General features: G+C 65.5%; 9 protein-coding genes. 5 read left to right on the forward strand and 4 right to left on the reverse strand.

Annotation, left to right across the window (positions count from 1 at the left end):
* Window positions 1–10 precede the first annotated feature (10 nt).
* Window positions 11–1699, forward strand: coding sequence for a choline dehydrogenase (gene betA, locus MFF26_RS18805; protein WP_137827715.1), 1689 nt, complete (start codon window positions 11–13; stop codon window positions 1697–1699).
* A 965-nt stretch (window positions 1700–2664) separates the two neighbouring features.
* Here betA and MFF26_RS18810 read toward each other — a convergent pair.
* Entirely contained in the window at window positions 2665–3525 is an 861-nt protein-coding gene (locus tag MFF26_RS18810; RefSeq protein WP_137827714.1) for a transglutaminase-like domain-containing protein, read from the reverse strand.
* An 893-nt stretch (window positions 3526–4418) separates the two neighbouring features.
* Here MFF26_RS18810 and MFF26_RS18815 point away from each other — a divergent pair.
* From MFF26_RS18815 to fdhF, 3 genes are all read left to right on the forward strand, one after another.
* The gene (locus tag MFF26_RS18815) at window positions 4419–4730 is read left to right on the forward strand and encodes a hypothetical protein (protein ID WP_137827713.1); all 312 of its coding nucleotides are present in this window, start codon (window positions 4419–4421) and stop codon (window positions 4728–4730) included.
* Between the two features lie 60 nt (window positions 4731–4790).
* Window positions 4791–6509, forward strand: a complete 1719-nt coding sequence (locus tag MFF26_RS18820; RefSeq protein ID WP_238308304.1) for an NAD(P)H-dependent oxidoreductase subunit E — start codon at window positions 4791–4793, stop codon at window positions 6507–6509.
* A 64-nt stretch (window positions 6510–6573) separates the two neighbouring features.
* Complete coding sequence (gene fdhF, locus MFF26_RS18825; protein ID WP_137827711.1) at window positions 6574–9543, forward strand: formate dehydrogenase subunit alpha; 2970 nt, start codon at window positions 6574–6576, stop codon at window positions 9541–9543.
* 186 nt (window positions 9544–9729) lie between these two features.
* On the opposite strand, the gene MFF26_RS18830 is transcribed toward fdhF, so the two are convergent.
* The 3 genes from MFF26_RS18830 to MFF26_RS18835 all read right to left on the reverse strand — a co-directional run bounded on the left by MFF26_RS18830 (window position 9730) and on the right by MFF26_RS18835 (window position 11972).
* Window positions 9730–10800, reverse strand: coding sequence for a fatty acid desaturase (locus MFF26_RS18830; RefSeq protein ID WP_238308305.1), 1071 nt, complete (start codon window positions 10798–10800; stop codon window positions 9730–9732).
* A gap of 747 nt (window positions 10801–11547) precedes the next feature.
* Entirely contained in the window at window positions 11548–11676 is a 129-nt protein-coding gene (locus tag MFF26_RS26505; protein WP_281405157.1) for a hypothetical protein, read from the reverse strand.
* 47 nt (window positions 11677–11723) lie between these two features.
* Window positions 11724–11972, reverse strand: a complete 249-nt coding sequence (locus MFF26_RS18835; protein WP_238308306.1) for a hypothetical protein — start codon at window positions 11970–11972, stop codon at window positions 11724–11726.
* A gap of 1217 nt (window positions 11973–13189) precedes the next feature.
* Between MFF26_RS18835 and MFF26_RS18840 the strand changes: the two genes are divergently transcribed.
* Window positions 13190–13720, forward strand: coding sequence for a hypothetical protein (locus MFF26_RS18840; protein WP_238308307.1), 531 nt, complete (start codon window positions 13190–13192; stop codon window positions 13718–13720).
* The last annotated feature ends 151 nt before the right edge of the window (window positions 13721–13871 follow it).

The following is a 13871-nucleotide window of genomic DNA, read 5'->3' on the forward strand; positions in this document are numbered from 1 at the left end:
TCATCCGATCATGACGCAGGAATACGATTTCGTAATCGTCGGCGCCGGCTCGGCCGGGAACGTGCTGGCCACACGGCTGACCGAGGATGCGCACACCACCGTGCTGCTGCTCGAAGCCGGCGGAACCGATTACCGGTTCGATTTCCGCACCCAGATGCCCGCGGCGCTCGCCTTCCCGCTCCAGGGTCGGCGCTACAACTGGGCCTATCTCACGGATCCCGAGCCGCATATGGGCGGTCGGCGGATGGAATGCGGCCGCGGCAAGGGACTCGGCGGTTCCTCGCTCATCAACGGCATGTGTTACATTCGCGGCAACGCCATGGATTACGACGCCTGGGCGCAGGCGCCCGGCCTCGGCGATTGGTCGTACCACGATTGCCTGCCCTATTTCCGCAAGGCCGAGAGCCGCGACGCGGGCGCCAACGATTATCACGGCGATGACGGTCCCCTGAGCGTCACGACGGCCAAGCCCGGTCGCAACGTCCTGTTCGAGGCGATGATCGAGGCCGGCGTCCAGGCCGGCTATCCCCGCACGGACGATCTCAACGGCTATCAGCAGGAAGGCTTCGGTCCGATGGACCGCAGCGTCACCCCGAAGGGCCGCCGCTCCAGCACCGCGCGGGGCTATCTCGATCAGGCCAAGGGCCGGCCGAACCTGACCATCGTCACCCACGCGACGACGGATCAGATTCTCTTCGAAGGTCGCCGTGCCACCGGTGTGAAATACCTGCATGGCAAGGGTCGAGAGGCCGTCGTCGCCCGGGCGCGTCGCGAGGTCTTGCTCTGCGCGGGCGCCATCGCCTCGCCGCAGATCCTGCAGCGTTCCGGCGTCGGTCCCGCCGATTGGCTGCGCGACCTCGACGTGCCGGTGGTGCTCGATCTGCCCGGCGTCGGGCAGAACCTGCAGGACCATCTCGAGATGTACGTGCAGTACGAGTGCCTGAAGCCGGTCTCCCTCGCTCCGGCGCTGCGCCCCTGGAACCAGCCGGCGATCGGCGCGGAATGGATGTTCCTCGGCACCGGGATCGGCGCCAGCAACCAGTTCGAGGCCGGCGGATTCATCCGTTCGAGTTCGGAATTCGCGTGGCCGAACCTGCAGTACCACTTCCTTCCCGTGGCGATCAGCTACAACGGCACCAATGCGGTCAAAGCCCACGGCTTCCAGGCCCATGTCGGCTCGATGCGCTCGCCGAGCCGGGGACGAATCCGCCTGACCTCGCGCAATCCGCACGCCCATCCGAGCATCCTGTTCAACTACATGTCGACGGAGCAGGATTGGCGCGAGTTCCGTGACGCGATCCGCATCACCCGCGAGATCATCGGCCAATCCGCCCTCGACCCGTATCGCGGCCGCGAGATCAGCCCCGGGAAGGATCGCCAGACCGACGCCGAACTGGACGACTTCGTGCGCCAGCACGCCGAGACAGCCTATCACCCCTCCTGCTCCTGCAAGATGGGAGAGGATGCGATGGCGGTGGTCGACGGCCAGGGCCGCGTTCACGGGCTGGATGGACTGCGGGTGATCGACGCGTCGATCATGCCGACCATCGTGACCGGCAATCTCAATGCACCAACGATCATGATCGCGGAGAAGATCGCCGACCGCATCCGCGGCCGAACCCCGTTGCCGCGCAGCCAAGCGCCCTACCACATCGCGGGCAACACCCCGGTCCGCCGAGCCCCCGCCCGCGCGGCTTGAGGCCAGTGGCCCGGGCTGCACAGCGCGACACTATCGTGTTCGGCGATGCCGCCCGGAGCGTGAAGCCCGACGCGGCGCCGAGCGCGACGGGTTCAGGGAAACGGCTTCATTGGGTAGGGGCGGTGACCGCGCAGAACGGGGCGAACCCGTCTACGGGCGGCCTCAGCGTGGGAGCCCAAGATGGCGCAACCGGCGCGATGGCGAAAAGAAAACGGCCACGGGCGTCGAAACAAAGGTGCGCGTACATCCGGCGTCACCCGCGTTCCGGCATCGTGGCCGCGGCCGATCCAGCGATGGAGTCGCGATCGGCATGATCTCGAAATGGGGGCAGGGCGGTTGTTCTGCAATGGTTGAACGGCTTGCGGCTTCTCGCCGGCTTCCGGCATGCCGTTCGAAGAGTCACAGCCGTGCAACACCAACCATTTCGTTGCGGTGAGTAGTCAGTCCGTCTTCAAAGCCGCAAGGAATTCGCTATTCACTGCGCCGGCAATCCAGCGCTTGGCCCTGACCCATGATGTCCGCGTCCCGCACCCTCATTCTGCAGCACCGTGAAATCTCGGCTCTCCTGGCTACCTACGGAATGTTTCTGGGTGGGCTGCTGATTCTCACCTGGGCAGCATCCTGAGCAACGCCGACGCGATCAGATTGAAGAGCGGCCGAATTCGCAGCGCCGAGGTACCGCTCGGGACGATACGGCTACTTCGCGTTGCATGGGGTGGGCGTGCCGATCGTGTCTGGCCAGCGGCGCAGGATCGTTGTCCGGCTCTCCGGCCCCGTCGCAGTTCTGTTGCGCTGGACGAGGCGTAGGAACCCCCTCCCGAGATGAACCGCTGCCGCGCGATCGGCAGCAGGTCCACGATTGTGCCCCAGAGGCTCGCCTCTGGGTTGTCCATTGCGACGATCAGATCAGGCGATGCCGGCCCACGCCGAGATCGAGGGACGCATCATCGCTCCCGGCCCATCCGTCAGACAGCCCCTGCATGCGGCGCAGGCTCCTCCGTCGAGATGGCGTCGATCGTGCGCTCGGTCGGCTCCGGGCCGCCATCGGCACGGTCGATCCGAATCTCCATGCCGGTCGGCTCCATCTCGCCGAAGGGCGTCGCGAAGGCGATCTCGGCCGCGTCGCGCCCGATGCCGATACGCACCAGCCCGTCCAGATGCGCTTGCCGCGTCGCGTCGAACAGCCACCAGCGCCCGTCGAGATAGGCCTCGAACACGGCGTGGAAGTCGCGCGGGACCAAGCCATAGGCATAGCAACTGACGAAGCGAGCCGGGATGCCGAGCGCACGGCAGAAGGCCGTTCCGATATGCGCAAAGTCCCGGCACACGCCTGCCCGCTTGAGCAGGCTCTCATCGGCGGTCGTCTCACCGTCGCTGGCGCCCCGCTGATAGGCGATGTTGTCGTGGATCCAGTTGCAGATCGCGTTCACCCGCTTGTGGCCCTTGGGGAGATGCCCGAACTCAGCCAGGGCAAAGGGCGTCAGGCGGTCGGAGGAGACGAAGCGGCTCGGCAGCAGGAAGGGAAGAATGTCGATGGGCAATTCCGCCACCGGGGTCTCACGGATCGTCTCCGGATCGGCCCGCACGACTGCGAGTTCGACCTCGGCGTTGTACTCGACCGAGAAGGGACCGATCCCGGCATTCACGCCGAGGTAGCGATTCTTGAGATCGGGGGTGACGTACACCTCGCGTTTGAGATCGGGGCTGAGCGTCAATGTCTCGCTGTGGATCGCGAGGCTCTTCAGATGGGCGACCTCCACGTTGAAGATGAAGGTCGTGGGCGCTTTGATCTCGTAGGCAAGGCTGCAGCCGAGCTTGAACCGCATTCTCTGGTTCCCCCGATATGGACCTGCCGAGGGTTTAGCAAAGATCGAGCCTCGCCGGACCTGTTCGATCGAAGGGCGCTCGACGCCTCATGCCGCGCTCACGTTGCCTCTGCGCGGGCCGGCGAAAGCCGCCCGCCATTCTGGGGCGCGCGGTGATCGGCGCCAGGCCGGGGCGGAACCTCCGTCACGTTCCTGCCGACGGATTGACCCGCTTCGACGGCGACCAATTCTGTATCTCGACAACGGAACGTGAAAAATTTTGCCGTAAACTCTCAAACTGTACCAGTTCTCAAATCGCTGAGGCTTAAATACCTCAGCACCCACATTGATCTCTCATCTTTGACCCGGCGTGATGCTTCTGCGGCGCTCCAGGCATCCCACGCGGCTCACTCCCGAATCCTTGCGATGAGTCCTCGATTGTGAGCGCAAATACACAATAAGATCTCGTGGTTTATTGCGCCGGAAGCGGCTGTGAAATATTTTGATACTTGCGATTTGCGAAGGCGCAACAACGATTGCACCACCATTTTCGATACTTACCTTTCAAGACATTGCAATTGTCAAATGGACTCCGAAAAATCGACAATTCCGGCTTAATCCGAGCGAAAGACCACCACTTACAATTCGATACAAACAAAATAGGCATGCACAGCGCCCTGCAACGACAGCCTTCTCATAATTTTTTTAGTATATATTTGTGTATAGCGAAATAGACGATCTTCAGAAAACCGCCGCCGGACATAGGATGCGCGAGACGCTGGCGGGGTATGCCTCAGATGCAATTTGATATAATGACAATTCGACATATGACCTGCATTATATCGCCTGGACCTCAGGTGTTGCATGAACGGGTTTGAAATGCGCAGGTTCCTCCTTCAGGTGTCCGGGTAGGCATGTCCATGGATGCCAGCCGACTGGCGAGCGCTGCGGCGGATGCTTACGCCGCCGAAGCCAAGCCGCCGCTCACGGAGGAACTGATCAGCAAGGTGCGAGAAGCCTTGTTGTCAGCCATCGGTGCCGGAACGGATGCGGTCTCGGACACCGATCGGCTCGAGCGCTTGAACGCCGCGCTCGACGCGTTCGAGACGGACCTCGACGCCGTGGTCGGCCCCCGGATCGCGTCGCTCGACGAGACTTCGGCCACGGTTACGACCCGACATCGCTCGGAAGCCGGGCAGCCGTTGCGGGCATTCGGTGGCCAGTAGCCACGCCCCTCGCAACCATCACGTCCGTTCGCTCCTTCAAGCTGGAACACAGGTCGCGCCATGAGTGAGGATACGGGAACTGTCCGGCGCTTTGCGCATCCGGGCCGTGGCCGCAACGTCGCCCGCGCCGTGCCGAAGGGCCGTCAGGTCGATCCGCAGGCCAAGGTCGAGATCGAGGATCTGCTCGGCACGCGCTCGCACCAGCGCGATCTGCTGATCGAGCACCTGCATCTGATCCAGGACACCTACGGTCAGATCAGCGCCGACCATCTGGCCGCGCTCGCCGACGAGATGAGCCTTGCCTTCGCGGAGGTGTTCGAGACCGCGACGTTCTACGCGCATTTCGACGTGGTGAAGGAGGGTGAGGCCAACATCCCGCGCCTCACCGTTCGGGTCTGCGACAGCATCACCTGCGCGATGTTCGGCGCGGACGAACTGGTCGAGACGCTGCAGCGCGAACTGGCGTCCGACGCCGTCCGCGTCGTGCGTGCGCCCTGCGTCGGCCTGTGCGACCATGCCCCGGCGGTCGAGGTCGGTCACAACTTCCTCCACAAGGCCGATCTGGCCTCCGTCCGCGCCGCGGTCGAGGCCGAGGACACCCACGCCCATATTCCCACTTACGTCGATTACGACGCCTACCGGGCCGGCGGCGGCTACGCGACTCTGGAGCGGCTGCGCGGCGGCGCGCTCCCGGTCGACGACGTCCTGAAGGTCCTCGACGATGGCGGCCTGCGCGGTCTCGGCGGCGCCGGCTTCCCCACCGGCCGCAAGTGGCGCTCCGTGCGCGGCGAGCCCGGCCCGCGGCTGATGGCGGTCAACGGCGACGAGGGCGAACCCGGCACCTTCAAGGATCAGCTCTACCTCAACACCGATCCGCACCGCTTCCTGGAAGGCATGCTGATCGGTGCCCACGTGGTCGAGGCGACCGACGTCTACATCTATCTGCGCGACGAGTACCCGATCTCCCGCGAGATCCTCACCCGCGAGATCGCCAAGCTCCCCGAGGGTGGCACGCGCATCCACCTGCGCCGCGGCGCGGGGGCCTATATCTGCGGCGAGGAATCCTCGCTGATCGAGTCGCTGGAAGGCAAGCGCGGCCTGCCGCGTCACAAGCCGCCGTTCCCGTTCCAGGTCGGCCTGTTCAACCGCCCGACGCTGATCAACAACATCGAGACCCTGTTCTGGGTGCGCGACCTGATCGAGCGCGGCGCCGATTGGTGGAAGAGCCACGGCCGCAACGGCCGGGTCGGCCTGCGCTCCTACTCGGTCTCCGGCCGCGTGAAGGAGCCGGGCGTGAAGCTCGCCCCCGCGGGCCTGACCATCCAGGAACTGATCGACGAGTATTGCGGCGGCATGAGCGAGGGCCACACCTTCGCGGCCTACCTGCCGGGCGGCGCGTCGGGCGGCATCCTGCCGGCTTCCATGAACGACATCCCGCTCGATTTCGGCACGCTGGAGAAATACGGCTGCTTCATCGGTTCGGCCGCGGTCGTGGTCCTGTCCGATCATGACGACGTGCGCGGCGCCGCGCTGAACCTGATGCGGTTCTTCGAGGACGAATCCTGCGGCCAGTGCACGCCCTGCCGTTCGGGCACCCAGAAGGCCCGCATGCTGATGGAGAACGGCGTGTGGGACACCGAGCTTCTCGGCGACCTTGCGCAGTGCATGCGCGACGCCTCGATCTGCGGTCTCGGACAGGCGGCCTCGAACCCGGTCAGCTCCGTGATCAAGTATTTTCCGGACCTCTTCCCGGAGCCGCGGGCCGTGGCGGCCGAATGACGCCCGACCCGAGCCTCCTCCCGAACCCGACGCCCCCGACGAAGCCAGAGCCTGGAGCGGACGCATGAGCAACGGCCCCGAAGTGCGCGGCGACAAGACCGAGCGGCCCGAGATACGCGCCAGCGGCCGGCAGGATGCCGGCGGTCCGGTGGGCGGCCCGCAGCCGGGTTCCGGCGGCGCCTACTCGCAGGGCGCCAAGGCCGGCGGCCAGGCCGCGCCCGAACCCACGGGCACCTTCGGCCTGAAGGACGCCCCGGTCGCGCCCGCGACCATCACGTTCGAACTCGACGGCCAACAGGTCGAGGCGCAGCCCGGCGAGACCATCTGGGCGGTCTCGAAGCGCCTCGGCACGCATATCCCGCATCTCTGCCACAAGCCCGAGCCCGGCTACCGCCCGGACGGCAATTGCCGCGCCTGCATGGTCGAGATCGAGGGTGAGCGGGTGCTCGCCGCCTCGTGCAAGCGCACGCCGGCCATCGGCATGAAGGTGAAGACGGCGACGGAGCGTGCCACCAAGGCCCGCGCCATGGTGCTGGAACTGCTCGTGGCCGATCAGCCCGAGCGGGAGACCTCGCACGACCCGTCGTCGCATTTCTGGGTCCAGGCCGATTACCTCGACGTCAGCGAGAGCCGCTTCCCGGCCGCCGAGCGCTGGTCGAGCGACGTCAGCCACCCGGCCATGAGCGTCAACCTCGACGCCTGCATCCAGTGCAATCTCTGCGTCCGTGCCTGCCGCGAAGTCCAGGTCAACGACGTCATCGGCATGGCCTACCGCTCGGCAGACGCTAAGATCGTGTTCGACTTCGACGATCCGATGGGCGCCTCGACCTGCGTCGCCTGCGGTGAGTGCGTTCAGGCCTGCCCGACGGGTGCGCTGATGCCCTCGGCCTATCTCGATGCGAACCAGACCCGGACGGTCTATCCCGACCGCGAAGTGAAGTCGCTCTGCCCCTATTGCGGCGTCGGCTGCCAAGTCTCCTACAAGGTCAAGGACGAGAAGATCGTCTACGCCGAGGGCGTCAACGGCCCGGCCAACCACAATCGGCTCTGCGTGAAGGGCCGCTTCGGCTTCGACTACGTCCACCACCCCCATCGCCTGACGGTGCCGCTGATCCGCCTGGAGAACGTGCCGAAGGACGCCAACGATCAGGTCGATCCGGCCAATCCCTGGACCCATTTCCGCGAGGCGACTTGGGAAGAGGCGCTCGACCGCGCCGCGGGTGGCCTCAAGCGGATCCGTGACACCGACGGGCGCAAGGCGCTCGCGGGCTTCGGCTCGGCCAAGGGCTCGAACGAGGAGGCCTATCTCTTCCAGAAGCTCGTGCGCCTCGGCTTCGGCACCAACAATGTCGATCACTGCACCCGGCTGTGCCACGCCTCGTCGGTAGCGGCCCTGATGGAAGGTCTCAATTCCGGCGCCGTGACCGCGCCGTTCTCGGCGGCCCTCGACGCGGAGGTGATCGTCGTCATCGGCGCCAACCCGACCGTGAACCATCCGGTCGCCGCGACCTTCCTGAAGAACGCGGTCAAGCAGCGCGGCGCCAAGCTGATCATCATGGACCCGCGGCGGCAGACGCTGTCGCGCCACGCCTACAAGCACCTCGCGTTCCGCAACGGCACCGACGTGGCGATGCTCAACGCGATGCTGAACGTCATCGTCGAGGAGAAGCTCTACGACGAGCAGTACATCGCCGGCTACACCGAGAACTTCGAGGCGTTGAAGGAGAAGATCGTCGACTTCACCCCGGAGAAGATGGCGCCGGTCTGCGGGATCGACGCCGAGACTCTGCGCGAGGTGGCGCGGCTCTACGCCCGGGCCAAGTCCTCGATCATCTTCTGGGGCATGGGCGTCAGCCAGCACGTCCACGGCACCGACAACTCGCGCTGCCTGATCGCGCTCGCCCTCATCACCGGCCAGATCGGCCGGCCGGGCACCGGCCTGCACCCGCTGCGCGGCCAGAACAATGTTCAGGGTGCCTCCGACGCCGGCCTGATCCCGATGGTCTATCCGGACTATCAATCGGTCGAGAAGGATGCGGTGCGCGAGCTGTTCGAGGAGTTCTGGGGTCAGTCCCTCGATCCGCAGCGGGGTCTCACGGTCGTCGAGATCATGCGCGCGATCCATGCGGGCGAGATCAAGGGCATGTTCGTCGAGGGCGAGAACCCGGCGATGTCCGACCCCGACCTCAACCATGCCCGCCACGCCCTGGCGATGCTCGACCACCTCGTGGTGCAGGATCTGTTCCTGACCGAAACCGCCTTCCACGCCGACGTGGTGCTGCCGGCCTCCGCCTTCGCCGAGAAGGCCGGCACCTTCACCAACACCGACCGGCGCGTGCAGATCGCCCAGCCGGTGGTCGCGCCCCCCGGCGACGCGCGCCAGGATTGGTGGATCATCCAGGAACTGGCTAAGCGCCTGGGCCTCGACTGGACCTATACGGGCCCGGCCGACATCTTCGCCGAGATGGCGCGGGTGATGCCGTCTCTCAACAACATCACCTGGGAGCGTCTGGAGCGCGAGGGGGCGGTGACCTACCCGGTCGATGCCCCGGATCAGCCTGGCAACGAGATCATCTTCTACGCCGGCTTCCCGACCGAGAGCGGTCGCGCCAAGATCGTCCCCGCGGCGATCGTCCCGCCGGACGAGGTGCCGGACGCCGAGTATCCGATGGTCCTCTCGACCGGCCGCGTGCTGGAGCATTGGCACACCGGCTCGATGACCCGGCGCGCCGGGGTGCTCGATGCGCTGGAGCCCGAAGCGGTGGCCTTCATGGCGCCGAAGGAGCTCTACCGCCTCGGCCTGCGTCCCGGCGACTCGATGCGGCTGGAGACGCGCCGCGGCGCCGTCGAGCTGAAGGTCCGCTCCGACCGGGACGTGCCGGCGGGCATGATCTTCATGCCCTTCTGCTACGCCGAGGCTGCGGCCAACCTCCTGACCAATCCGGCCCTCGACCCGCTCGGCAAGATCCCCGAGTTCAAGTTCTGCGCGGCGCGGGTTGCCCCCGTGGAGGCCACGCCGATGGCGGCCGAATGATCGAGGCGTGAAGGCGGGCGGTGCTCGAGACGCACCGCCCGCTTCGAACGTGCGGCGTGCCTCGGCTTGCGCGTGGCGCGTCGTGTATCGACCGGGACGAGTCCGCAGCCGGGTCGCGGTTGCCGGACGCCATGCCTGGATGGAACGGGCGCCGCACCGCCCCGAATGCGCAGACGCCGCCGCCGGTCAGGCGGGTTGATGGTGTCGCAGATCCGCGAAACCAATCATTTTCCGGGCCTTTTCGTCCCAGAGGGCGAGCCTCAGGCAATTCAGGCTGTCCCGCAACGTCAGGCGACCCACCCGCCCGAGCACTTCATGTCCGTCGAGACATTCCTGAAGGCGGTAATTCGGGATGCGGCTGTTGAGATGGTGGACGTGGTGCAGACCGACATTGCCCGTGAACCACTGAAGCACCCGCGGTAAGGCATAGTACGAGCTGCCCCCGAGCGCCGCGCGGTGGAAGTCCCAGGCCTCCGCCTCCTCCCAAACCGTCTCCTCGTACTGGTGCTGGACGTAGAACAACCAGCCCCCGATCCAGGCGGCGACGCTGATCACCGGTAGGAACACCCAGAGCACCGGCCCGACACTGCCGATGGCGAGCGCCAGCAGAGCCAGAGCGGCGAGAAGCGCGGCATCGAGCGCGATCACATCACGCCACGCCGTCCGCCATGGGAGCCCGACACCGGTCGGCAGACGCTGCAACAGGAGGAAGTTGAGGGGTGAACCGATCACGATCAGGATGAACGGGTTTCGGTAAAGGCGATACCGAATCCGCGCCGAACGCGGCAGAGCGAGATACTCGCGCACGGTCAAGGTATGGACATCGCCCGTGCCGCGCCGGCTGAGATCGCCGGTCGTGGCATGATGCAGGGCATGGGCCCGCTTCCAGCTGTCGTAAGGCGTGACCGTCAACAGGCTCAGGACGCGGCCAAGCCCGTCATTGCCGCGGCGCGAGGGCAGGAACGACCCGTGCCCGCAATCGTGCTGGATGATGAAGAGTCTGACCAGCAGCCCACCCGCCGGGATTGCCAGCGGCAAGGCGAACCATTCGTAGCCGCTCGCCGCCGCGCCCAGCATGAGGGCACAGAGGATCAGGTAGGGAAGCAGCGTGTCGGCCACCTGCCGAAGGGCGAGCCGGGGGATCGGCTCGCGGAACGCGGCGCAGTGCCGAGCGATGTCGCGCGCCAGCTGTGTGATCTCCGAGCGAGAGGCCGCATCCCAGCCCAGCGTGGGCGAGGTTTTGGGTGTGTCGGTCACGATGGGCGGCAATCCTGTCCGTCAAAGGCCTTCGGAAGGCGGGGCATGCGGACGGGCAGGCCGATCGCATGATGCGGGTGGTCCACCACCGTTCCACGCGTGAGGATCGGGCGGCTCATTCATCGACGTTCAGGTCGAACCGTCTCACGCGTGCGGGGCCCCAGGGGCTACCCCACCCTCAAGGCCAAGTCGGAAACGGAACCGCGGGAAGCGTCGATGGAAGTCGTTCGACGACGCCTGCCCTACGGCGGTAGGCGAAAGAACGACCCATGTGAAGGCAAGCGACAGAGGCAATGTCCAGACTTGGCCCACCGCAGGCCTCATGCCTCGATACACGCGCAACGGAGCGAACGAACGATCGGCAGCGTTCTGCTCAACGAGAAGCGGTAACCGATAGATCCCGCTCGGATCGCGGTCCTCACCATCGGTGAATCGAGCGGATGCGGGATTTTCCTTCGATATCAAGTTTCAGAAGCATCGTTTTGATTGAGTGCTAAAGATCGACAACGAGCTGGGCACAGGGGCGGGTCTGATGATGGCCTTTGCCTGGCCCTGGCTCGGGTCGCACGCTCGGCCTCTCCGCCATGGGTGCGGCTGCCCGACCCGAATGAGGCGAACGGTCGCCCCGTCCGCCCTCAGCGACGACGACAATGGCGATCGCCGGGGTCCAGCATCGAGCAGCCTAGCCACATGCCTCGGCCCTCGAAAGAGACAGCCCAGCATGCGGATACGAAGGTCGGCTGCGCCTTAACGGTTGGCGGATCGGATCGCAGCCGAAACCATGTCCTTGGTCGAGGGGGCGGCGGCAATGACTTTCGGCACTGTCTTCTTCGGCTTCTTCGTCTCGCGGTTGCCGCGCTTCTTCTCGTTGGCCATCGTAAGACTCCTCGTTCAGCGGTGTCGGGACGGTGTGCGAGGCGCGATCAGTGACGGGCCTCGATCGAGATCGCCATCGGAAGGTTGCCGGGCCAGTAGCGGGCGATGAAGCGCGTCCGGTCCCAGAGTTCGATCGGATGATCGCCGAGCAGCTTGAGGGCGAGCGCCTTCGCTTCGGTGTCGGTTCGTGCCCGAAGCGTGCGCCCGGCGCCCTCGCGGCCGGTCCGACCGACATCGTAGAGCCGGTACGCCGACGAGGCGCCGTCGTAATCTTTCAGTTGAATGATATTCGTCATGATCTCCGCCTGTTTCATCCAGGCGGGGACATCATGCGCCCTCAGCCATCGGAGCCTGAAGGTCGCTCTTCCGACGGTGATCTGAACTTGCGCCTTTCTTTTGGGAAAAGATAGCCGTCCCGACGCGCTGAACATTGCGCCGATTTTTGCGATCTTATGGATTGCAGGGCCGCCCGCATGGTCGATCTCAGACGAGAACGCATGCAAGGCATCGCCGCGGACTTGAACCGCGGATACAATCCAGGATAGAGACCGAAGAGTGTTTCGCGCCGCGAACCCGGTGCTCACCCTGGCAACGACGGCGCATTGAGTAGAGATCGGGACTCTGCAGTGACTGGTCGAGGCCTATCGCGGATCAGCATCTTCGAGCACGCAAACAGGATCAGCGACACAATTTGCGCGCCTGAATTCGGTTTCGACACGTATTCCTCGCAGATCCGGCCTAGATCCTTCGATCAACAACATGGCCATGCGACCCGGGTCGGTGCAGACGACCCACCGCGGATCGGTGGCGCTCCGCGATCGACGCGCGCAACGACGAGCGTTTTTCTGTCGCTCGACGGTGATCGGACAGACCATGTGCGCGAGCCCATTCCGTTGTCCGCCAACGCGCGGTCGGATGTCGTTTCGCGGGAACGGTCAGGAGACCTTGCATCTCGAGCCGAAACACAGACACGTTTGCGGGCCGGACTGATATCGTCTTGGGGAATCGGAGACGGTCCGTGGCGCCTGCCGCTGCTCCGCCGCGGAGCCACAATTTCGGCACCCACCACGGGTCCGCCCGTTGGCGTTCCTTCGATCCTTCAGCTGGAACGCCGGGGATGAGCGCCGCGAATGCTGCGATCTGCGCTCAAGACCAGAGCCGTCGGCATATGGTCCGCATGTCAGGCGTAGAAAACGTCGATGCGCCCGTTCGAACGTACCGTGAAAGGAACCGAATAGATCGGAGAACGATCAAACCAAACGCCCCATGCTGCGGCATCGCCTTTTTCGTTGCATGGGGGGCGCGTCAAAACAGAGACTTGGAGTTGCCAAGCTGATGACGTCAGGTCGAATAAGGCTCCTTAAGGAACCGAACCGTATGCGGTGCGGCCCGGGCTTCCGATTTTCATATTCCTGACGCATGCTGCGCGGGGGGACCGAACGTGAAACGAAGACGCAGTGTTGCAGCATCCAGCGCGACACCGGGGCTCGTCAGAACCCTGGCCGAAACGGGCGTGGTGGGAACCTGGGAATGGGATCCCTTCTCGGGCCGCTTCGTCCTTGACGGGGGCGCGGCCGCTCTGTTGGCAGGCGATCCCGGATTGGCCGGTGATCCGTTGTCCTGCGAGCGGGCTACGGCCGGGCTCGAGGACGCGGATGTCGAACGCTTTCTCGGGGAGTTGCGCCGGGCAGAGGCGGAAGGGGACGATGTCCTGATCGAGTTGCGCGCTGCCGGTCCGTCGCGCCCGCGACGGCTGTTGTGCCGCGGCCGGATCCTGCGCGATCCGCTCGGTCGAACCGTTCGGGGGGAGGGGACGCTTCTGGACGCCGCCGAAATCGGTGCCGAGGCCCGCGCGCTGCTCGGCTTCCCCGATGACGTCGCCGGAGCGGCCATCGACGAGGCGGCGGATTTGCTGATCGCAGCCCGGCGAGCCATCGACGCGAGCGGAAATCCCAAGCTGCGCGATCTCGTGGACGTCGTCCTCCTCGAAGTCGCCCGAGAAATCGCGAGCCGTTCGCAACCGGCGAAGTCGATACGACACTAGCCGTATTCGATTGAATGCGCCGGGACGGTGGTCCTCCCCTGGAGGCGTGTCGCGCGATGTGACGAACCGGCATCGGTTTCTCCGGATCGCGTGCCCGGTCGCCGGCAACGTCCGAGGGCCGGGCCCGGTGCGGAGCGTGCCGACCGGTCAT

Origin of the sequence: Methylorubrum suomiense (assembly GCF_022179765.1) — a bacterium.
Lineage (GTDB): Bacteria > Pseudomonadota > Alphaproteobacteria > Rhizobiales > Beijerinckiaceae > Methylobacterium > Methylobacterium suomiense.